Annotated in this window: 12 protein-coding genes, 1 tRNA gene and 7 pseudogenes; 9 read left to right on the forward strand and 11 right to left on the reverse strand. The window is 63.2% G+C overall.

Annotated elements, in window-relative coordinates; all coding sequences use genetic code 11:
* Positions 1-21: 21 nt before the first annotated feature.
* The 5 genes and pseudogenes from H9L15_RS14195 to H9L15_RS14210 all read right to left on the reverse strand — a co-directional run bounded on the left by H9L15_RS14195 (position 22) and on the right by H9L15_RS14210 (position 5,099).
* A pseudogene (locus tag H9L15_RS14195) lies at positions 22-713 on the reverse strand (methyltransferase domain-containing protein).
* Complete coding sequence (gene prfB / locus H9L15_RS14200; RefSeq protein ID WP_187714523.1) at positions 703-1,830, reverse strand: peptide chain release factor 2; 1,128 nt, start codon at positions 1,828-1,830, stop codon at positions 703-705. The pseudogene H9L15_RS14195 and the gene prfB overlap by 11 nt, the downstream one beginning before the upstream one ends.
* Before the next feature lie 24 nt (positions 1,831-1,854).
* Positions 1,855-2,829, reverse strand: a complete 975-nt coding sequence (locus tag H9L15_RS20555; protein ID WP_398286297.1) for a penicillin-binding transpeptidase domain-containing protein — start codon at positions 2,827-2,829, stop codon at positions 1,855-1,857.
* Positions 2,796-4,466, reverse strand: coding sequence for a penicillin-binding protein 1A (locus H9L15_RS20560; RefSeq protein WP_398286299.1), 1,671 nt, complete (start codon positions 4,464-4,466; stop codon positions 2,796-2,798). Before H9L15_RS20560 ends, H9L15_RS20555 begins: the two co-directional genes overlap by 34 nt.
* 48 nt (positions 4,467-4,514) lie before the next feature.
* On the reverse strand, positions 4,515-5,099 hold the full coding sequence (locus tag H9L15_RS14210; protein WP_187714524.1) for an N-acetylmuramoyl-L-alanine amidase family protein: 585 nt from the start codon (positions 5,097-5,099) through the stop codon (positions 4,515-4,517).
* Between the two features lie 710 nt (positions 5,100-5,809).
* On the opposite strand from H9L15_RS14210, the gene H9L15_RS14215 reads away from it, so the two are divergent.
* The 4 genes and pseudogenes from H9L15_RS14215 to H9L15_RS20570 all read left to right on the forward strand — a co-directional run bounded on the left by H9L15_RS14215 (position 5,810) and on the right by H9L15_RS20570 (position 10,417).
* Positions 5,810-8,278, forward strand: coding sequence for an Rne/Rng family ribonuclease (locus H9L15_RS14215; RefSeq protein WP_187714525.1), 2,469 nt, complete (start codon positions 5,810-5,812; stop codon positions 8,276-8,278).
* Between the two features lie 57 nt (positions 8,279-8,335).
* Positions 8,336-9,722 (forward strand): annotated as a pseudogene (locus H9L15_RS14220) (M48 family metalloprotease).
* A 114-nt stretch (positions 9,723-9,836) separates the two neighbouring features.
* Positions 9,837-10,127: pseudogene (locus H9L15_RS20565) on the forward strand (DsbA family protein); the annotation flags it as partial.
* 137 nt (positions 10,128-10,264) lie between these two features.
* Positions 10,265-10,417 carry a DsbA family protein gene (locus H9L15_RS20570; protein WP_398286952.1) on the forward strand — a complete coding sequence of 51 codons (153 nt, stop codon included), beginning with the start codon at positions 10,265-10,267 and terminating at the stop codon, positions 10,415-10,417.
* Between the two features lie 6 nt (positions 10,418-10,423).
* Here H9L15_RS20570 and H9L15_RS19115 read toward each other — a convergent pair.
* The 3 genes and pseudogenes from H9L15_RS19115 to H9L15_RS14240 form a co-directional block, all read right to left on the reverse strand.
* Positions 10,424-11,541: pseudogene (locus H9L15_RS19115) on the reverse strand (NRAMP family divalent metal transporter).
* Positions 11,542-11,671: 130 nt separating this feature from the next.
* A complete protein-coding gene (locus H9L15_RS14235; RefSeq protein ID WP_187714527.1) occupies positions 11,672-12,355 on the reverse strand; it encodes an RlmE family RNA methyltransferase in 684 nt (227 codons plus the stop codon).
* Positions 12,352-13,400, reverse strand: a pseudogene (locus H9L15_RS14240) (Ppx/GppA phosphatase family protein). Before H9L15_RS14240 ends, H9L15_RS14235 begins: the two are co-directional and overlap by 4 nt.
* Before the next feature lie 147 nt (positions 13,401-13,547).
* Here H9L15_RS14240 and H9L15_RS14245 point away from each other — a divergent pair.
* Positions 13,548-13,621, forward strand: a tRNA-Gln gene (locus H9L15_RS14245).
* A 46-nt stretch (positions 13,622-13,667) separates the two neighbouring features.
* Here H9L15_RS14245 and H9L15_RS14250 read toward each other — a convergent pair.
* The 3 genes and pseudogenes from H9L15_RS14250 to H9L15_RS20580 all read right to left on the reverse strand — a co-directional run.
* A pseudogene (locus H9L15_RS14250) lies at positions 13,668-15,265 on the reverse strand (sodium/sugar symporter).
* 45 nt (positions 15,266-15,310) lie between these two features.
* Positions 15,311-15,586 (reverse strand): hypothetical protein, encoded by a 276-nt coding sequence (locus tag H9L15_RS20575; RefSeq protein WP_398286954.1) that lies wholly within the window; start codon positions 15,584-15,586, stop codon positions 15,311-15,313.
* A pseudogene (locus tag H9L15_RS20580) lies at positions 15,575-16,353 on the reverse strand (mannose-1-phosphate guanylyltransferase); the annotation flags it as partial. The gene H9L15_RS20575 and the pseudogene H9L15_RS20580, both read right to left, overlap by 12 nt.
* Before the next feature lie 272 nt (positions 16,354-16,625).
* On the opposite strand from H9L15_RS20580, the gene H9L15_RS14265 reads away from it, so the two are divergent.
* The 4 genes from H9L15_RS14265 (at position 16,626) to H9L15_RS14280 (ending at position 19,004) form a co-directional block, all read left to right on the forward strand.
* Positions 16,626-17,243, forward strand: coding sequence for a PEPxxWA-CTERM sorting domain-containing protein (locus tag H9L15_RS14265; protein ID WP_187714529.1), 618 nt, complete (start codon positions 16,626-16,628; stop codon positions 17,241-17,243).
* A 4-nt stretch (positions 17,244-17,247) separates the two neighbouring features.
* On the forward strand, positions 17,248-17,892 hold the full coding sequence (locus H9L15_RS14270) for a L,D-transpeptidase family protein (protein WP_223276298.1): 645 nt from the start codon (positions 17,248-17,250) through the stop codon (positions 17,890-17,892).
* Between the two features lie 101 nt (positions 17,893-17,993).
* Positions 17,994-18,521, forward strand: coding sequence for a CAP domain-containing protein (locus H9L15_RS14275; protein WP_187714531.1), 528 nt, complete (start codon positions 17,994-17,996; stop codon positions 18,519-18,521).
* Positions 18,522-18,524: 3 nt separating this feature from the next.
* The gene (locus H9L15_RS14280) at positions 18,525-19,004 is read left to right on the forward strand and encodes a retropepsin-like aspartic protease family protein (RefSeq protein ID WP_187714532.1); all 480 of its coding nucleotides are present in this window, start codon (positions 18,525-18,527) and stop codon (positions 19,002-19,004) included.
* Positions 19,005-19,081 lie beyond the last annotated feature (77 nt).

A 19,081-nucleotide genomic window follows, 5' to 3' on the forward strand; every position in this document is an offset into this window, starting at 1 on the left:
ATCCCTAATGAATTGCTACTTTTAGGATGCGCACGCCTTGATCTGGTCGGGCGCCGGGCGAGGTGCGGCGATGCGGAAGGCCGCGAAGTAATTCTCGCCCTCTGAAATGGGGACGGTGTTCACCAGCTTCAGTCCGACCGCTGCAAACTCGCACTCGAGAAGCCTCGGCTCGATGCCATGCCGCTTGGTCGGGCGGTTCGCATCCACGACGATCACCTGGCCATCCGGCTTCAACGCTTCCCGCATATGCCAAAGGAATGCGTAGGGCGACTGAACCTCATGATACATGTGGACCATGAAAATGCGGTCGAACGACTTCGACGGCAGCATGGGATCGTCGGGCTCTCCCAGCTTCACTGCCACGTTATCAAGATTCTCGCGATGGACGCGCTGTGCCAGCCGGTCTTCGACATCGGGAACGATGTCCTCGGCGAGAACCCGGCCCTTGGGGCCGACGACGGGGCCAGGCGGACGGTGTAATAGCCCTCGCCTGCTCCAATGTCGGCGACCGACATTCCAGCCTGGATTCCCGCGAGGCTTATCACCTGTTCTGCCTCGCCTACCCGATCGCGAGCATCCTCGGTCGAGAAGGAATCATTGACGATCGGCGCGACTTCCCGGTGCGCATTCGGAAATTGCGGCTGTTGTGACGCCTGGCGGCATGCTCCAGCGGCAGTGACAAGAATAAGTGCGAAGATTGCCCTAGTCGACATCCTCAACCTCGACGCGCTCTCCGGTCACGCGTTGCGACAGGGCTGCTGCCATGAACCGGTCGAGATCGCCGTCGAGCACGTCGCCCGGAGCGGTCGAGGTCACACCGGTGCGAAGATCCTTCACCAGCTGGTACGGCTGCAGCACGTAGCTGCGGATCTGGTGGCCCCAACCGATGTCGGTCTTCGAGGCATTGGCTGCGCTGGCCTCCGCCTCGCGTTTCTGAAGCTCGGCCTCGTACAGCCGGGCCTTGAGCTGCTTCATCGCCGACGCGCGGTTCTTGTGCTGGGAGCGCTCGTTCTGGCAAGCAACCACAATGCCCGTCGGGATGTGCGTAATTCGGACCGCGCTGTCAGTCGTATTGACGTGCTGGCCTCCGGCTCCCGACGCTCGGTAGGTATCGATGCGCAAGTCGGACTCGTTCACGTCGATTTCGATGTCGTCATCGACCTCCGGATAAACCCAGACGCTCGAGAAGCTGGTGTGGCGCCTTGCGTTGGAATCGTAGGGGCTGATCCGCACCAGGCGATGCACGCCGCTCTCAACCTTGAGGTTGCCGTAAGCGTTTTCGCCCTTCACGAGAATCGTTGCCGACTTGATCCCGGCCTGCTCGCCTGAATGGTGATCGATCATCTCGACCTTGTAGCCGTGCCGCTCGCCCCAGCGCGTGTACATGCGCAGAAGCATCTCGGCCCAGTCCTGGCTCTCGGTTCCGCCGGCGCCGGCGTTGACTTCGACATAGCTGCTGTTGGCATCAGCCTCACCGGCCAACAGCGCTGCGACCTTGTCGCGCTCGGCACGCTCCGCAAGGTCGCCAAGGCTGCGGACGGCATCGTCTGCCAGCGCAGCGTCGCCCTCGGCTTCCGCAAGCTCCAACAGTTCGGTGGTGTCGGCTAGCTCGCGCTCGATCGAACGGGTCGCGTTGATCGCCTCTTCCAGCCTGCGACGCTCCCGCATGACGTCCTGCGCGGCCTTGGGGTCGTCCCAAAGCGCGGAATCCTCAACCTTGGCGTTGAGCTCGTCGAGGCGCTTCAGCGCGCGGTCCCAATCGAGGAACCTGCGCAAGAGCGCGAGAGCGGCATTGATCTGGTCGGCGTGAGCCTGCGCTTCGGCGCGCATGGTGAACTGCTTTCGTGAAAACGCTTAAGTTGGAGCGGAGCTAGTTGAAGGTAGCCTGATTTTGCAAGGCCGCCTCGGCAGGCGGGGCTGTCGAGGGCGCTTCGACTGCGCCCGAATGACGCGCGGACGGCGGTCGGAATCCGCGATCTGGGACGGATCGTTCTCTTCACCCTCCTCGGATCCTTCAGGCGCGCCGTGAGAGCGCCGATAGAAGCGCCGCGGCTCGGTCTGCGGCTGGAAAGCCTCCCAGATCACCGCCGACTTGGGATCTTCCTGAACCGGAAAAACGCCGAAGACACGGCGGCCCGTAGCCCGATCGATGCGAACCCAGCGAATTCCGTTCGGCGCCACGAACGGCACCTTCGGCATGTCCTTGAAAGCGACCTCGGCAAACTGCTTGAAGATCGGAGCGGCAATGCGTCCGCCCTGCGCACTATGACCCATTGGCCGCGGCTGATCGTAACCAAGGTAGACCCCGCCGACCACTTCGGGCGTCCCGCCGACGAACCAGACGTTGGTTGGACCGGACGTGGTCCCCGTCTTGCCGAACATCGGCCGATTAAGATCGCGAAGGACCGTCGCTGTACCGCGTTCGACGACGCCCTCCATGATGTGGACCATCTGGAACGCGGCCATTGGTTCGAGGACCTGCCTGTCTCTCGACGGCGGCCGTGGCATCGCCTTTCCGTCCCACTCGGCGGCATTGCAATTCCCCATCACCGCACAGCGATTGTCGGTGCGATAGATCACCTTGCCAGTACGATCCTGCACATAGTCGATCAGCGTCGGCTTCACCGCTCGCCCCTGGTTGGCGAGGATCGCGTAGGCGTTGACCAGCTTGGCGACCGTGGTCTCGCCGGCACCAAGCGAGATCGAAAGATAGTTGGGGAAGTCGCCGACCCCCAGCTTCCGAGCATTCGCCGTGACTTTCGGCATGCCGGTCTGAGACGCGGCGCGGACGGTCATCAGGTTGCGCGACTGCTCGACGCCCCAGCGCATCGTCTTGGGCCCGCATAGCGGCGGTCGAAGTTGACGAAGCATTTCTGCGGCAGGCCAGGTCCCTGCGACGTGCAGAACGGCGCATCCATGATGATCGAGGCCGGGCTCATCCCGTTCTCGAGTGCCGCTTCGTAGACGATGGGCTTGAACGCGGAACCCGGCTGCCGAAGCGCCTGCGTCGCACGGTTGTAGCTGGACCCGATCACGTCGAACCCGCCCTGCATGGCCAGGACTCGTCCCGTGCGCACTTCTTCAGCCAGGAATCCGCCACCGACTTCCGGAATAGACCGAAGCGCATAGCTGTTGGTGCCGAGCTGCTTCACGATGATGATCATGCCGGGACGGAGGTTCTCGAACGCCGTCCCGCCGCCGCCTCGCTTCGGCATGTCGGCAACTGACCGGGGCAGCGATCCCGTCGATCCATTAGTAAAGCCGATGGTCGCCTGCGCCGAATCCTTGGACAGCACCACGGCCTTCTTCCAGTCCGCAAATCCCGTGCCCACCGGCGCCCGATCGAGCTGGCCAGCCCAATCGCCGCTCAAGTCGACGCTAAGACCAAGATCGCGCCACCCGCGCCCGCCGTCGAAGCGGGCCAGGCCTTCGCGAAGCGCGTTGGCCGCCGCGTCCTGCATGACGGGGTTCATCGACGTCCGCACCCAAAGGCCGCCGGCGTAGACGCTGTTCGGGCCGTCATTGGCGTTGTCGCCATAATTCTTCAGCAGCGTCCGGCGTACTTCTTCCATGAAGTAGCCGCCCTGTTGCCGGAACTTCTCGTTGCTGCCGTAGCGGATGGTTCCGAGTGGAGTCGCCGCGGCGGATTTCCATTGCGCCTCGGTTATGTACCCGTTCCGGAACATCTCGCGCAGGACGTAATTGCGCCGGTCCAGGGCTTTCTGAGTCGCCCGCACCGGATCGTAGTTGGACGGTGCCTTCGGAAGCACCGCGAGGTAGGCGGCCTCCGGAAGGGTCAGCTCGTTCACGTCCTTGTCGAAATAGGCGCGGCTGGCCGCCTGGATCCCATAGGCATTCCGGCCGAGGAAGATCGAGTTCAGGTAGATCTCGAGGATCTGCTGCTTCGACAGCGTCGATTCCAGGCGGAATGCGAGGATCGCCTCCTTGGCCTTGCGTCCGATGGAATAGCTGCTGTCCTGGAGAAGATATTTCGCGACCTGTTGGGTGATCGTGGAGCCGCCGCGGGCGCGGCCCCCGCCCGTCGCGGTCTTGGTGGTGAAGTCGAACACCGCACCGACAAGCCCAGGATAGTCGATGCCGCCGTGGCTGAAGAAGGTTTTGTCCTCGGCCGAGATGAAGGCGTTGACGACCATCGGCGGATATTCGTCGTACGACAGCTCAACCCGCCGCTCACGCGCGAACGTCTGCACCGGAGTTCCGTCATAGCCCCGGACGTTCGTTGGCAATGATGGCTGATAGGCCAGCAGCTTATCCGAAGACGGCAGCCCGCTCGCGAAATAGAGCCACATCGCTGAAAACAGGACGAAGCCGCCGAGAAGAACGTAGCCCAGCCGTCGAACCCACTTCCGCGCCAGCCACGGGTCGATGCGGTCTCGAATCCTTTGATTGAAGGCTACGAGGTCCGGAAGCTGGGACGAGAGAGCACTGAGACTTTCGACACGCATGTGATGCAAGCCTCTAGCGCCTCCCGCGGTCAGCCGAAAGACTGCAGGCTAACGAACGATGCGCGAGGCGACGTCGGCTTCGATCGCCTGCGCCAAAGCCAGGACGATCTGAGCGCGCTTCTCGGGCTGGAGGAGCATCGCCTCATCATCGACATTGCTGATGTATCCCGCCTCGAACAGAACTGCGGGCACCTCCGCGTGGCGAAGGACCCGGAAGTCGGCGAACCGGTGCGGCTCGGGGCGAAGCTGATACCGTCCGGCCGACTTCCGAACGAGCCGCTCTGCCAGCGACGCGGAAGAATTCATTTGCTCGCGCAGCGCCAAGTCTGAAAGAATTCCGCGCACGGATCCATCAGGTTCGCTGGTCAGTCCGTCGTCGCTGTTTTCCTTCATTGCCAGTCGCGCCGCCTCGGCATCGGAGGCGACATCCGAGAGCGAATAAACCGTCGCACCGCGCGCCAGCGGGTTCGGCGCACTGTCGATGTGAAGCGATAGGTAGACGCTTGCGCCGAGACGACGTGCAAGTTCGGCCCGTTGATCCAGAGTCAGATAGCGGTCGTCGTCGCGCGTCATCGCCACGCGAACGCGCCCACGTTCGGCAAGCTCGTCGCGCAGTTCGCGCGCGAACAGCAAAGTGAGATCTTTCTCGTTGGTGGACCCAGAAGCCCCTTGGCTCCCGGATCGCGGCCGCCGTGCCCAGGGTCGAGCACGACGATCGGCCGGCCAGGAGAGCTTGCCTCCGTCAACTTTATGTCGCCGACCGCCGATCCCAGCTCCACGCGAACCGTGCCGCCGCGGGCCTCACCGATCAGCGCTTTCTCGTCGCTGGCGGGAGCCCCTTTGCGGGAGAAAAATCCGTGACTCGAGCTCAGCGCGGCCACAACGAGGGCTAGCCCCGCGATACTGATCGCCGCTCCCGCAATTGCTCGCGCTCGGAAGGACCTCGATGCCATCGGGCCACTCTATTGCCGGAACATGGTTAACGCGCAATTCGTGCTGAATTTCAGTCGTTGCAGCCCTGGGGGACTGTTGCGGCCCTCGTCCGGTGATGCTAACCGGTATTAATCCTGAGCCCCTTAATGCGGCAAAGGATTCAGCGCCGCTCCTTGCAAAGGATGCGGCTTCACAGGTTGACGCTGCAATGATGCCAAGAAACGCCCCTTGCCTGCTCCATGATGAGCGGCAGGTCGCGTCTCCCGCACAAGATTCCGGGATGGCCAGTGCAGCAGAGGCAACAATACATCAGTTCGCCATGACCGTCGGCCGACACCCGACCGGAATGGCCTTTTCAATTGCGCGCGCCCGCCCAACGAGGAGCGGCCCGCGCGCCCGGAGAATTTTCAATGTCCACGCGCATGCTAATCGACGCGCGCCACCCGGAGGAGACCCGGGTCGCGGTCGTTACCGGAAACCGCATCGAGGAATTTGATTTCGAGTCCGCTGAGCACAAGCAGCTCAAAGGGAACGTCTATCTAGCCAAGGTTACCAGGGTCGAGCCGTCGCTTCAGGCGGCCTTCGTCGACTACGGCGGAAACCGTCACGGCTTCCTCGCCTTCAGCGAAATCCATCCCGACTACTACCAGATTCCCAAGGCCGACCGCGAAGCCCTGCTTCGTGAGGAAGCCGAGCACGCCGCGGAGGAAGAGCGCCTGCGCGCCGCCGCGGACGATCTGGAGCCGATCGACGGCCATCACGACGATGACGGCACGGACGATCGTCCCGAAGAAGCCGAAGAATCGAACGGCGACGAGGACGGGCCGACGACAGTGGAGGCCGGAACCGGCTCCAACCGTTCGCCGGTGGATGAAAGCGCCGCCGACGAACTTCGCAAGAAGCGTCAGGCGCTTCGCCGCCGCTACAAGATCCAGGACGTCATTCAGCGCCGCCAGGTGCTGCTCGTTCAGGTCGTCAAGGAAGAGCGCGGCAACAAGGGTGCCGCCCTCACCACCTACCTCAGCCTCGCCGGTCGCTACTGCGTGCTGATGCCCAACACGTCGCACGGCGGCGGCATCAGCCGGAAGATCTCGAACGGCGCCGACCGTAAGCGGCTGAAGTCGATCATGTCGGATCTCAACCTGCCGAAGAGCATGGGTCTGATCGTCCGTACCGCCGGGCTTTCGCGCACGAAGACCGAGATCAAGCGCGACTTCGACTATCTCGCCCGGCTGTGGGACGAGATCCGCGAGCGGACGCTGAAGAGCAGCGCGCCCGCCCTGATCTATCGCGACAGCGACCTCATCAAGCGCGCAATCCGCGACCTCTACCATCGAGACATCAGCGATGTGATCGTCGAGGGCGAGGACGGCTTCAAGGCCGCCCGGGGCTTCATGAAGCTGTTGATGCCGAGCCACGTGCGCCGCGTCGCGCTTCACTCCGAAGCCACGCCCTTGTTCCAGCGGCACGGCGTCGAGGATCAGCTGTCGGCGATGTATCAGCCGGTCGTCCAGCTGAAGTCGGGCGGCTACCTGGTCATCAACCCGACCGAGGCGCTGGTTTCGATCGACATCAATTCCGGCCGGTCGACCCGCGAGCACAACATCGAGCAGACGGCGTTCGCGACGAACCTGGAAGCGGCGAACGAGATTGCCCGCCAGCTTCGCCTGCGCGACATGGCCGGCCTCGTCGTCATCGATTTCATCGACATGGAGCAGAACAGCCATGTTCGTAAGGTCGAGAAGGCGATGAAGGAGGCGCTCAAGAACGACCGCGCACGCATCCAGGTCGGCCGCATCTCCAGCTTCGGCTTGATGGAGATGAGCCGCCAGCGCCTGCGCACCGGCGTGCTTGAAGCTTCGACCAAGCCCTGCCCGCACTGTGAAGGCACGGGCCTGATGCGCACGGCTTCATCGGCGGGCCTGTCTGCTCTTCGCATGATCGAGGACGAGGCGGCTCGTGGCCGTGGCGAGAAGATTCTCCTCCGCGCCGGGCGCGAAGCAGCGATCTACCTTCTCAACAAGAAGCGGAGCGAGCTGGCCGACATCGAGGCCCGCTATGGCGTCTCGATCGAAGTCGTCATCGACGAGAGCTTTGAAGGCGCTCGCATGAGCGTCGAAAGCTCCGGCCCGCGGCCAGTCGTGCAGCGCCGCCCCGAACCCACCCCGATCGAAGAAGATCTCGAAGAGGTCGAGGCTCTCGACGAGGACGAAGAGGACGAATCCGAGGAGGATGAGCCCGAAGCGGAGCGTCAGGACGATCGGCCTGGCCGCCGCCGCCGCCGCCGCCGCCGGGGTGGCCGTGGTCGCGGCCGTCGCGAAGAGGGCGAAGGCCCGTCCGACGCCAGCGAATCCGAAGATGACGCCGAGCCGAGCGAAGCGGCGGATGCCGAGCCTGCCGAACAAGCAGAGGCTGAAGAGACGCCTTCGGGTGATCGGAAGCGGCGACGCCGTCGCGGCAAGCGCGGTGGAGGTCACGAGGATACTCCGTCTGAGGTCGGAGCGGAGGTCGAGGCGGACAGCTCGCCGATGATCGAAACGCCGGTCGAGGACGAAGCACCGATCACCGAGGTCGAAACTCCGCCTGAACCGCAGCCCAAGAAGCGCCGCTCGCGAGCGAAGGCCAAGGTGGACGAGACTGCCGAGCAGGCAGCCGAACCCACTCCCGTTGAAACTGCAGCCGAGACGCCGGTTGAGGCTGCCGCGGAGGAGGAGAAGACCGCCAAACCGGCACGAAAGTCTCGTGCCAAGAAGGCGAAGGAGGCACCAGTCGTCGAAGCCGAAGCCGACGCCGCCATTCCCACCGCCGATAATGACGAAGCGGACGACGGCACGGGCGACGGTCCTCGCCGTGGCTGGTGGCAGCGCACTTTCGGTTAAGCCGTTGAGCGCCGGATTTTCATCGGGCGTTCAGATCGCGGGTGGGATGGGCGACGCATGAGCTCGGCGCTCTCCCGCTTCGTGCGATTGCTGATGATGGCGCTCGTGCTCGGCCTTGCCACGGCAAGGCCGGCCGCCGCCCAAAGCGAGGATTCCGGCCCTTCGATCCTGCGGGACACGGAGACCGAGGCGCTGTTCGCGGACATCGCGAAGCCGCTGGTTGAGGCCGCGAACCTCAGCAACAAGAGCGTCAAGGTCATCCTGCTCAACGATGACGAGATCAATGCTTTCGTCGCCGGCAGCCAGAACGTCTACGTCAATTCCGGGCTGCTGACCCGCGCCGACAACGTCAACCAGGTCCAGTTCGTCATCGCGCACGAGCTCGGCCACGTTGCCGGCGGCCACGCCATCCGCATGGGCGAAGGGATGAAGCAGGCGACCGGCATCACGCTTGCGACAATGGTACTTGGCGCGATCGCGATTGCGGCGGGCGCCGGCGAAGCGGGCATGGGCCTGATGATGATGGGCCAGCGGGCGGCGCTCGGCCAGTTCCTCGCCTTCACCCGCGCCCAGGAAACCAGCGCCGACCTTGCCGGCGCCAGCTACCTGCATAAGGCCGGCATTAGCGGCAAGGGCGGTCTCGACTTCTTCAAGAAGCTACAGAACCAGGAGTACCGTCTCGCGATCTACGCGACCGATAGCTACGACCGCACCCACCCGCTTTCCAGCGAGCGCATCGCCATGCTGACGGACCTCTTCAAGAAGGATCCCGCCTGGAATGCGCCGACCGATCCGAAGCTTGAAGCGCGCTTCCAGCGGGTGAAGGCGAAGCTTACGGGCTTCCTCGATCCACGACAGGCTGTCAGCAAATATCCGGAAACGGACCAGTCGGTGCCGGCGCATTACGCCCGTGCCTATGCGTATCACCTTACCGCCTATCCGATAAAGCGCTGTCCGAAGCCGACGCCCTGCTCAAGGCCGATGCGCACGACCCCTACTTCCTCGAGCTCAAGGGCCAGATCCTCCTGGAGTCCGGGCGCCCGGCCGATGCTATCGCTCCCCTTCGCGAGGCGACGGAAAAGACGCACAACGCGCCCCTGATCGCGTCGATGCTCGGCCACGCGCTGATCTCGACAGAGGATCCCAAGAATTACGCCGAGGCGAAGACCATTCTCAAGGCCGCGGTTGCCGTAGACAATGAGAACCCTTCGCCTGGTACCAGCTCGGCATGATCTACGGCCAGGAAGGCGACGAGTCCCGGGCCGCGCTTGCGACCGCCGAACGGAACAATCTGGAGGGCGATCCCAAGATGGCGCTCGCGAGCGCGGAGACGGCGATGCGCGGGATTCCGGTTGGAACTCCGGACTATCTTCGCGCCCAGGATATCGCCATGGTCTCGAGGACCGCGCTCAAGAAGGACAAAAAAGGTCGTGACAGAGAGTAAGGGATCGTCGTTTGGGGCGGCGATTGCGGGGGTGTGGTCGGATCGGTGCTGACCGCGGCCGTGTTGCTCTTCGCGGCACCTCAGTATCTGAGCGGACGAATCGTCCGGCAGGGCATGCTCAACGATCCTCATATCCTCGTCGAGGCATCCGATGCCCTTCGCGACGCGCAGTACAAGCCAACGCTGGACGCTTCGCGAGGCCTGATCGAGACGCCCTTCGCGTCCTCCTGGAAGGGTTCGAGCAAGCCGAAGGTCACGCTCGTCGAATTCTACGACTACGCGTGCCCATATTGCAAAGCGAGCAACCCGCACGTCGATCAGCTCGTTCGTGAGAACCCGGACCTTCGCGTTGTCTATCGCGAGCTTCCGATCCTCGGCGACAACAGCGTTGCAGCCGCTCGCCTTTCCCTCGCGGCATCGAAGGCCGGACGCTTCCAGCAGTTCCATGACGCGCTCTACGCGGCGGGCAGACCGGCCCCGAGACAAATACTGCGGCCGCGCGCACGGCGCAGGTCGATCCCAAGTCCCTCGACGACCCGGCAATCGAGGCCGAACTCAGGAAGAACTTCTCGCTCGCCAGTCAACTCGGTGCGACGGGAACACCTCTGTTCATCGTTGGTGACCGCGTGCTCAGCGGCGCCGTCGGCTACGACGCCCTGAAGAAGGCGGTCGAGGACGCTCGCAAAAGCTCCTGAGCTGGCTCAGATCAACGATGCGAAAAAGAGTATCGTTGCAATCGCCATGACCGCGGTGGCTGCCCAGCCGAACACCAACACCATTGGAGCGGCGACAAACCGTCCCATTTCCTTGCGGCGACTAGCGATCACCATCATCGCGGCCATCAGGGGCACCGCCGCAACCCCGTTCAGGATCGCGCTCCAGACCAAGGCCCGGATCGGATTGACGTTGCCCCAGTCGAGCAAGACGCCAGCGGCCGTGGCCGCGACGATGATCGCGTAGAACCGCGCGGCCTGCTGCGGCTTGTATTCAAGCCCTCCCTTCCATCCTCGCGTTTCACTCACCGCGAAGGCAGCGGACCCGGCCAACACCGGCACTGCAAGCAATCCCGTTCCGATGATCCCGAGCGCGAACATGGCGAAGGCGAACTGTCCCGCAATCGGCCGCAGTGCCTCGGCCGCCTGCGCCGCCGTATTGATCTGCGTGATGCCTTGCTGGTGAAGCGTCGCCGCCGAGGCGATCATGATCGCCAAGGCAATCAGGTTCGAAAAGGCCATCCCGACAAAAGTGTCGAAACGGATCCGCCTGAACTGGGCCGATGCTCCGCGCGGATCTTGCTTCAAAGGCCTCTGACCGGAGTCGGCAAGATCTTCGGCCTCCTGCGAGCTTTGCCAGAAGAAAAGATAAGGACTGATCGTCGTTCCCAACACGGCAACGACGGTGGCGATCGCGCCGGGTCCGATATCGGTCGGCCAAATCATGCCCAGAACGCTGCCGTCCAATCGACCTCGACCAGCAACAGCACGCCGACATAGGCAAACAGGCTCAGCGTCAGCCATTTCAGGACTCTCGCATATTGATGGTAGGGCACGAACAGCTGCAGGGCGACGCTCAGCAACGCGAAGAGGAAGACGAACACGCGGGTTCGGCCGCCGATGACCAGCTCCGTCGCCGCGGCCATGGCGGACAGATCCGCCCCGATGTTCATGATGTTGGCGATCAGCAGGATCGCAACGAGGACCGTCACGACGCTTCGCGGAAAGGTGTCAGCGAGGTTTTTCGCAAGTCCTGCGCCAGTCACCCGACCGATGTGCCCGCTGACCAGTTGGACGGCGGTCATTAGCGGGTAGGTCAGGATCATCGTCCATAGCAGGCCGTAGCCGAACTGCGCACCTGCCTGAGAGTAGGTGGCGATGCCGCTTGGATCGTCGTCGGCCGCACCGGTGACGACGCCAGGACCCAGCTCGCTCGCCGCTTCGATCAGTGAGTGCTTAAGGCCCTTCTGCCGGACCCGCCCAACCCGAGCCTTTGTCGCTCTCACGACCTTTGAAGCCCTGCGCGATCACATACCATTCCGAGGAATCCTTCCGGCTGGCGGGCGGCTTGGCGTGCTTCACCGTCGCGAAGTGCCGCTTCATTTCGGCGACCAGCTGATTGTCTGCACCGCCGGCAAGGACCTTGGCAACATAGGTACCGCCCGGCCGAAGAACTTCGGTCGCGAATAGGAGACCGGCTTCGACAAGCGCCATCGTCCGCAGGTGATCGGTCTGCTGATGGCCAACAGTATTCGCTGCCATGTCGGAAAGGACGAGGTCCGCATCGCCGCCGAGCGCCTCTTTCAGCCGGTCGGGTGCATCATCGTTCATGAAGTCCATCTGCAGGATGGTGACGCCGTCGATCGGATCAGTCGGAAGAAGGTCGATCCCAACCACAGCGCTCTGAGGAACCTTGCGGCGCACGACCTGGCTCCATCCGCCTGGTGCGATTCCGAGGTCCACGACCGCTTTCACGCCCTTCAGCAAGCGGAACCGCTCATCCAGTTCTATGAGCTTGAATGCGGCGCGGCTGCGGTAGTTTTCCGCCTTGGCCCGCCGGACGTAGGGATCGTTCAGCTGGCGCTCGAGCCATCGCGTCGACGACGGTTTTCGCCCCTTTGCGGTGCGGATGCGCTTCACAAGGCGTGGCCGTCGCGCGCCATAAGCGAACGCAGGATGCCCTCGCGAATTCCCCGATCGGCAACCCGAGGGTCTTGGCGGGCCAGATTTCGACGATCGCCTCGAGGATTGCGCAACCCGCAACGACCAGGTCCGCCCGATCCCGCCCGATGCATGGCAGCGCCGCGCGCTCCTCGTGCCCCATCTCGGCAATCATCGTGCTGATCCGCTGCATCGCATTGACCGGTACATGGAGGCCATCGACGGCACGGCGGTCGTAAGCCGGTAAGGCGAGGTGCACGCTTGCGAGTGTCGTGACTGTCCCACTCGTGCCGAGCAGGCGAATTCCAGGCGCATCGCTCGGCAGTGTGGACGCGAAGCTCGCAAAGGCGCGGCGCGCCCGCTCGCGCATGCGCCTATAGGCTTTCAGGCGGTCGGGCCCTTCCAGCGCGACCTTTCCTTCGCTCTCCGTCAGCGAAACCACGCCCCAGGGAGCGCTCCACCAGCTGCGGATCTTGGGCGCTCCTGCATCCTGGTCAACAAGCACCAACTCGGTCGATCCGCCGCCAATGTCGAAAATCAGCGCCGGCCCATCGCCGGGCTCCAGCAGCTTGTGGCAGCCCAGGACCGCGAGGCGGGCTTCCTCCTGCGGTTCGATGATGTCCAGAACGATTCCCGTCTCCCGCTTCACCCGCTCGACGAAGGCCTCGCCGTTCCGGGCTCGCCGGCAAGCTTCCGTGGCGACGGATCGCGACAGAGAGACGTTCCGGCGGCGAAGCTTGTCGGCACAGATCGCGAGGGCCCCAACCGCCCGGTCCATCGCGGCGTCCGACAGGGCACCTGAATGCGACAGGCCCTCCCCCAGACGCACAATGCGCGAAAAGGCATCGACGACCGTGAATCCGCCGTCGAACGGGCGCGCAATGAGGAGGCGGCAATTGTTGGTGCCCAGATCGACGGCGCCATACGTATGACGAAATGGAGGGGATCGCCGCTCCGGCGATTTACTCGATGCCGGCTCCTGCCGAAGCGATGGAGCCGGTGCGCTGGCGACATTCTGCGCCATGACAACGACCGTTTCTATCCTGCACCGCCTGCATAAAGACGGCTGACTTGGGTCGCATTTAACCGGCAATCGCGATGAAGGGCAAGGTTAGGGCCACCAGCGTTGACAGTCGGGAGGGCGCTTTCTATCTCGCCCGCCTGCCGGCATTGCCCCGTCGTCTAATGGTAAGACTACGGACTCTGACTCCGTCAATTGTGGTTCGAATCCACACGGGGCATCCAGCGTTTCCCTTCAGCCGAGACTAAAGCAGCCTTGCGGCGAGAGACGTCACCACCACGTCGCATACAAAGCGAAGAGAATCAGGATGACGCCCACGCTGGCGAGGTTGAAGGCCGCTGGCGTACGAAATGTTACACCCTCCATGGTGATAGCATTGGCGCTCGGCCGGGATCGCTGGGCCAGCGAGATAACCACGGCCAGCGCCAGGCTGATGAGGAACACCAGCCCCATCCGATTCATGAAGGGGAAGTCGGGCATCACAACCTTGAACACGTAGGACAGCGCGACCGAAGCAACCGCGGCGACAATTGCGCCCAGCTCCGTCGCCTTCCTCCAGAACAGTCCGAGCAGGAAAATGACCGTGACCCCGGGCGTGAAGAAGCCTGAGAATTCCTGAATGAACTGGAACGCCTGATCGGAATTCCCGAGCAGGGGCCGGGCGGTGAACAGCGCAATCACGACTGCAATGACCGCAACCGAACGCCCGACAAGGACTAGGTGCTTCTCTTCGGAACGGCTCTCACCCGAGCCGTCTTCAGCGCGGGTCCGCTCACCGCGAAACTTGGCGTAGAGATCGAGCGTGAAGATCGTGGCGATCGAATTGATCTTGGACGCCGTGGACGCGATCACGGCCGCGATGAGGGCCGCGAAGACCAGACCGAGCAGGCCTGGCGGCAGCAGGCGCATCATGGTCGGATAGGCTTCGTCCGGCTTTGCAAGATCCGGCGCGAGCACGACCGCGGCGATCCCCGGCAGCACGATAATCACCGGCATCAGCAGCTTCAGATAGGCCGCGAAGACGACGCCCTTTTGCGCTTCGCCAAGGTTCTTCGCAGCGAGGGCTCGCTGGATGATGTATTGGTTGAAGCCCCAGTAGCTGAGGTTGGCGATCCACATGCCGCCGACGAGAACGGCGATGCCCGGCAAATCCTTGAAGAACGGGTGGTCGGGCTCGAGGATCATGTTGAAGTGACCTGGCACCTTCTGGGTCAGGGCCGCAAAGCCGGCAATGGCACCTTCGCCATTCCCGATCTGATTGAGGGTCAAATACGACACCACTAGACCCCCGAGCACGAGCAGGGTGACCTGCACGATGTCGGTCAGCGCCACTGCCTTGAGCCCCCGTACAATTGGTAAAGCAAGGCGAAGGCGCCAAGCGCGAACAGTGCAACGTCCTGGTCGATGCCAGCGACCTTGTGGACCGCGATCGAGCCCAGCCAAATGATCGAAGTGAGGTTCACGAAAATGTACAGCGCCAGCCAGAACAGGGCCATGATGACAGGCAGGACCTTGCCGTACCGATGCTCCAGGAATTGGGGCATCGTGTAGATCCTGTTCTTCAGGAAGATCGGCAGGAAATACTTCCCGACAATGAGCAGGGTCAGCGCCGCCATCCACTCGTACGAGGCAATGGCGAGGCCCAGCGCATAGCCCGAACCCGACATTCCCACGATCTGCTCCGCGGAGATGTTTGCCGCGATCAGCGAGGCGCCGATCGCCCACCATGGCAGTGCCTTGGAGGCTAGGAAATAATCGGATGTGTCCTTCTCATGGCCCGCCTTTTCGCGGCTGACCCATTGGGCGAGGCCGAAGATGAAGATGCCATAAGCAACGACGACGACCGTATCGATGGTCGAAAGCAGCATCCTTCCCTCCCCCGCACCGGTGTTTCGCTACCGGCTTGCCGAACGCTAGTCCCCCGATCTCGCCTTCGCCAGCTCCGCGGCTTCGCGGACGCGTTGCGCGTCGCTGATCGGCGCAACCAGGACATGATCGGCGGTAGCGATCACCATGAGCTGCTGTCCGCCGATGACCACGATCTGCGGTCCGGTCGATTTCAGCAAGCAGCCCGCGCTGTCGATCGCGCTCGAGCGGGAATCGACGACATTTCCGTCCGCGTCCTTCGGTTCCAGTTCGTAGACCGCCGCCCAGCTGCCGACGTCGGACCAGTCAAGGTCGAGCGGCACGACCGCAATGCGGTCCGAATGCTCCATCACCGCATAGTCGATCGATGTTGATGGGCAGTCGGCAAGCGCGCTCTCGTCGGGAGCAATCCGTCCATCGTCACTCCGCGCGAGATCCATCGCGGCTCGGGAGGCCAAAGCGATTTCCGGAGCGTAGCGATCGAGTTCTGTCAGAAAAGCGTCGGCGCGAAACAGGAACATGCCGGAATTCCAGAAGGCGCTTCCCGACTGGACCAGTCCGGCGGCAATGTCCTTCGATGGCTTTTCGACGAATGCGTCTACAGCCAGGACGCCCTCGCTGAGCGGTTCGCCCGCAGAGATATAGCCGTAGCCGGTCTCCGCCCTCGTGGCCGGATCCCGAAGGTGACGAGGCGGCCGGAGTCCGCGGCGGGCAGCGCCTTGCGAACCGCATCGAGCAGCGGCTTCGGGTCACCCACACGATGGTCGCTCGGAAGCACCAGCAGGATCGCGGCAGGATCGCTTGCGAGCGCCGCGAACGCGACGGCTGCCGCCGAACCTCGCGGACAAGGTTCCAGGATAAGGCTGACACCCGGCGCGATGAGGCCGACTTCGTCTGCCTGCGATTGGGCGCCTACGATCAGAGGCTCGGCAAACAACCGTCTGTCGCCCACACGGTCCAGGGTCTGCTCCAGCATGGTCCCCTGCCCGACGATCTCCAGCAGATGCTTGGGCCGGGCGGGCGTAGAGATTGGCCATAGCCGAGTCCCCGAACCTCCGGCGAGGATGACGGGCTGAACGCGAGTTTCCATGCTTAAGAAATATCGCCCTTGAGAGTGACGTCCAGCATTCCAGCAGCTGTAACTGTGTTGCTGCGGCACACTTCTGTATTTTTTCGGGACAAATTAAACTCTTGGATTGATTCGGAACCTTAAAATTGTGTTAATGGTTGTCCTCAGGGTCGAGTGCATCGCTTACCGGTTGCTGGCTCCTTTCGTTAGGGTTTCAGATGCGTTCAGCAATATTGTCTTCGCGCTCGGGGCGCCGCTTGAATGCAAGCGGTCGTGCACGTCGCGCCAAGCGCATGACGAAGCGTCGAAACCGCACGATTCTCGCTAGCGCCGCCGTCCTCGCATTCGTCGCGGGCACGCCGCTCGGAATCATGGCGCGCATGGGCCTGCTCGACTCGAGCGACGTTCCCGGACTCGACAGCGCCAAGAGCTTCCTGGCCATGATGAGCGAACGCTCGCCGGGCGACCGCACCAAGGCTGAGCTCACGAAGACCAAGATGCATGCAGCAGTTGCCGCGCCAAGGCAGCGCGCACTTCCCAAGGTCGCCCAGCCCGAGCTTCCCAAGGAATTCGTGGCCGCGATCGCACCGCCGGTTCCGACCGTCGCCGACGTACCGACCAGCGCACCGCTCAGCTCCATCGGGCCACTTCTGCTCACGCCGGGTGTTCCCGGCGGCGGCGGTGGAATTCTGGTACCGAACCCGCCCGGTGGCGGTGGCGGAACTCCGGGAACGCCGGGGACACCCGAAACTCCACCCGAAAACCCGCCGCCTGAGAATCCGCCGCCTGAGAACCCGCCGCCCGCCGTTCCGGAACCCGGCACCTGGGCAACCATGCTTCTTGGCTTCGGACTTACGGGCATGATGATCCGTCGGCGGCGCCGCACGACGACGGCTATCGCTTCGGCATAAGCTCATGAAAAGGATCATGGTCGTTGCACTCGCGCTCGCGGGTTTGGCCACGGCTGCGGCCGCTGCCTGGTCCAGCGGCATCATCGAACGTCCGCCAGTCCAGGCGCAGGCAAAGGAAAACTACGGCTGGTCGGACAAAAACCGCACCTACCTTAGCGATGCGCAAATTCTTCAGGCCCGGGCGCAGGGTGTGCTCGACCGCGACGTCCGCTCGATCCTGAATGTCCCGAAGCAGATGCGCTATGGCGACTTCGTCTGGAACGATCGCAACGTGCCGCAAGGGCCAGTGTGGATCCGGGTTGACCTGAAGTCGCAGCTCATCTCCGTTTTCCGGGCCGGGCATGAGATTGGAACCGCGGTGATCCTATACGGAGCCGAGGACAAGGAGACGCCGAACGGTACCTTCCCGATCCTAGCCAAGATTCGTGATCACAAGTCGATCACTTACGACAATGCACCGATGCCCTACACCCTGCGCCTGACCGGCGACGGAGTGTCGATTCACGGCAGCGACGTCCAATGGGGCCGCGCAACGCACGGCTGCATCGGGGTTCCGATCGAATTTGCGCAAAAGCTTTTCGACCAGGCTTCGAAGGGCGATCAGGTTGTAATCATTCACGAATGGGGCTCGAAGCAGCGAAATTCCTGAGTGATTTTGCGCGTTCTCCCCTAACCTTCGTAAATTATCGTCCGTAAACTGTTTGGTGACCACCATCTGCGACAAGACGCGAGCACTTTCGAGGATGCTCAATGTCTGGTTCGCGTTGGTACCGGGTTGCCGCTGCATTGACTTTGGTCTGCGTGAGTCCGGTGCTGCAGGGAGGCGTCGGCTTCCGCCAGAACTTCGAAGAACGGCTGCTCGCGGCGCATAACCGTGAGCGCGACGCCATGGGCGCGCCGCCGCTCCAGTGGGACCCGGCTCTCGCGCGGTCGGCGCGCGACTGGGCAGCCTATCTCGCCCGTAGCGGCAAGTTCGAGCATTCGCCGGACGATCCCTGGTGGGAACCCGAGGGCGAGAATCTCTGGGCTGGCACTGTCAATTACTATCAGCCGGAATCGATGGTTGGCCTGTGGGCGGCCGAGAAGGGCGACTACAAGCCCGGCGTCTTCCCGAACAACAGCCGTTCCGGCGACGTCGAGAACGTCGGCCATTACACCCAACTGATCTGGTCGCAGACCGGAGCCGTCGGCTGCGCCCTCGCGCGCGGCCGTGAAGAAGACGTACTGGTGTGCCGCTACACGCAAGCCGGCAACGTCCTCGGCCAGCGACCGATCTAGACGATGATCGAGCGTGTCCTCTTCGTCGCGACGATCGCGGGCGGTGCCACGCTCGGCGTGTTCTGGCCGCTCAACAAGAGCGAGCGCACGGCTGCCGTACCGGCGGCGCTGGAAGTGACCCTGGAGCGCAGCGGCGATCGCCACTTCTACGCCGATGCTCAGGTCAACGGAAAACCCGTGCACTTCCTGGTCGACACCGGCGCGAGCGAAATTGCTCTCACGGAGGAGGATGCCCGCAAAGTTGGCATTCAGGTCGATCCGCAGAAGTACGAGATGATCGGTCAGGGCGCATCCGGCATGGTGCGCGGCCAATATGTGGAGCTGAACAAGGTCGACCTTGGCGGAATCCACCAGACCGATGCAAAGGCGGTCGTCGTTGAGGGCGCCAACGTCTCCCTGCTTGGTCAACCATTCCTGGAAAATGTCGACGAAATCGTCATCCGCAAGGGCGAGATGACCCTCAAGTCACAGGGAAACTCGTAAGCGGCCCGCTCAAAACGAAGGCTCCCCCTGGGGAGTCTGAGGTGGTAGGCTTGCCCGAAGAGGCAGCAGGCGAGAGT

The sequence above is a fragment of the Sphingomonas daechungensis genome, assembly GCF_014489495.1.
Lineage (GTDB): Bacteria > Pseudomonadota > Alphaproteobacteria > Sphingomonadales > Sphingomonadaceae > Sphingomicrobium > Sphingomicrobium daechungense.

What these genes read in the sequence shown, in the direction of transcription:
- H9L15_RS14265 (WP_187714529.1), top strand. Translation starts at nt 16,626, where the DNA reads ATGACGAAGCGTCGAAACCGCACGATTCTCGCTAGCGCCGCCGTCCTC.
- H9L15_RS14280 (WP_187714532.1), top strand. Translation starts at nt 18,525, where the DNA reads ATGATCGAGCGTGTCCTCTTCGTCGCGACGATCGCGGGCGGTGCCACG.
- H9L15_RS14275 (WP_187714531.1), top strand. Translation starts at nt 17,994, where the DNA reads ATGTCTGGTTCGCGTTGGTACCGGGTTGCCGCTGCATTGACTTTGGTC.
- H9L15_RS14215 (WP_187714525.1), top strand. Translation starts at nt 5,810, where the DNA reads ATGTCCACGCGCATGCTAATCGACGCGCGCCACCCGGAGGAGACCCGG.
- H9L15_RS20560 (WP_398286299.1), bottom strand. Translation starts at nt 4,466, where the DNA reads ATGCGTGTCGAAAGTCTCAGTGCTCTCTCGTCCCAGCTTCCGGACCTC.
- H9L15_RS20555 (WP_398286297.1), bottom strand. Translation starts at nt 2,829, where the DNA reads ATGCGCTGGGGCGTCGAGCAGTCGCGCAACCTGATGACCGTCCGCGCC.
- prfB (WP_187714523.1), bottom strand. Translation starts at nt 1,830, where the DNA reads ATGCGCGCCGAAGCGCAGGCTCACGCCGACCAGATCAATGCCGCTCTC.
- H9L15_RS14270 (WP_223276298.1), top strand. Translation starts at nt 17,248, where the DNA reads ATGAAAAGGATCATGGTCGTTGCACTCGCGCTCGCGGGTTTGGCCACG.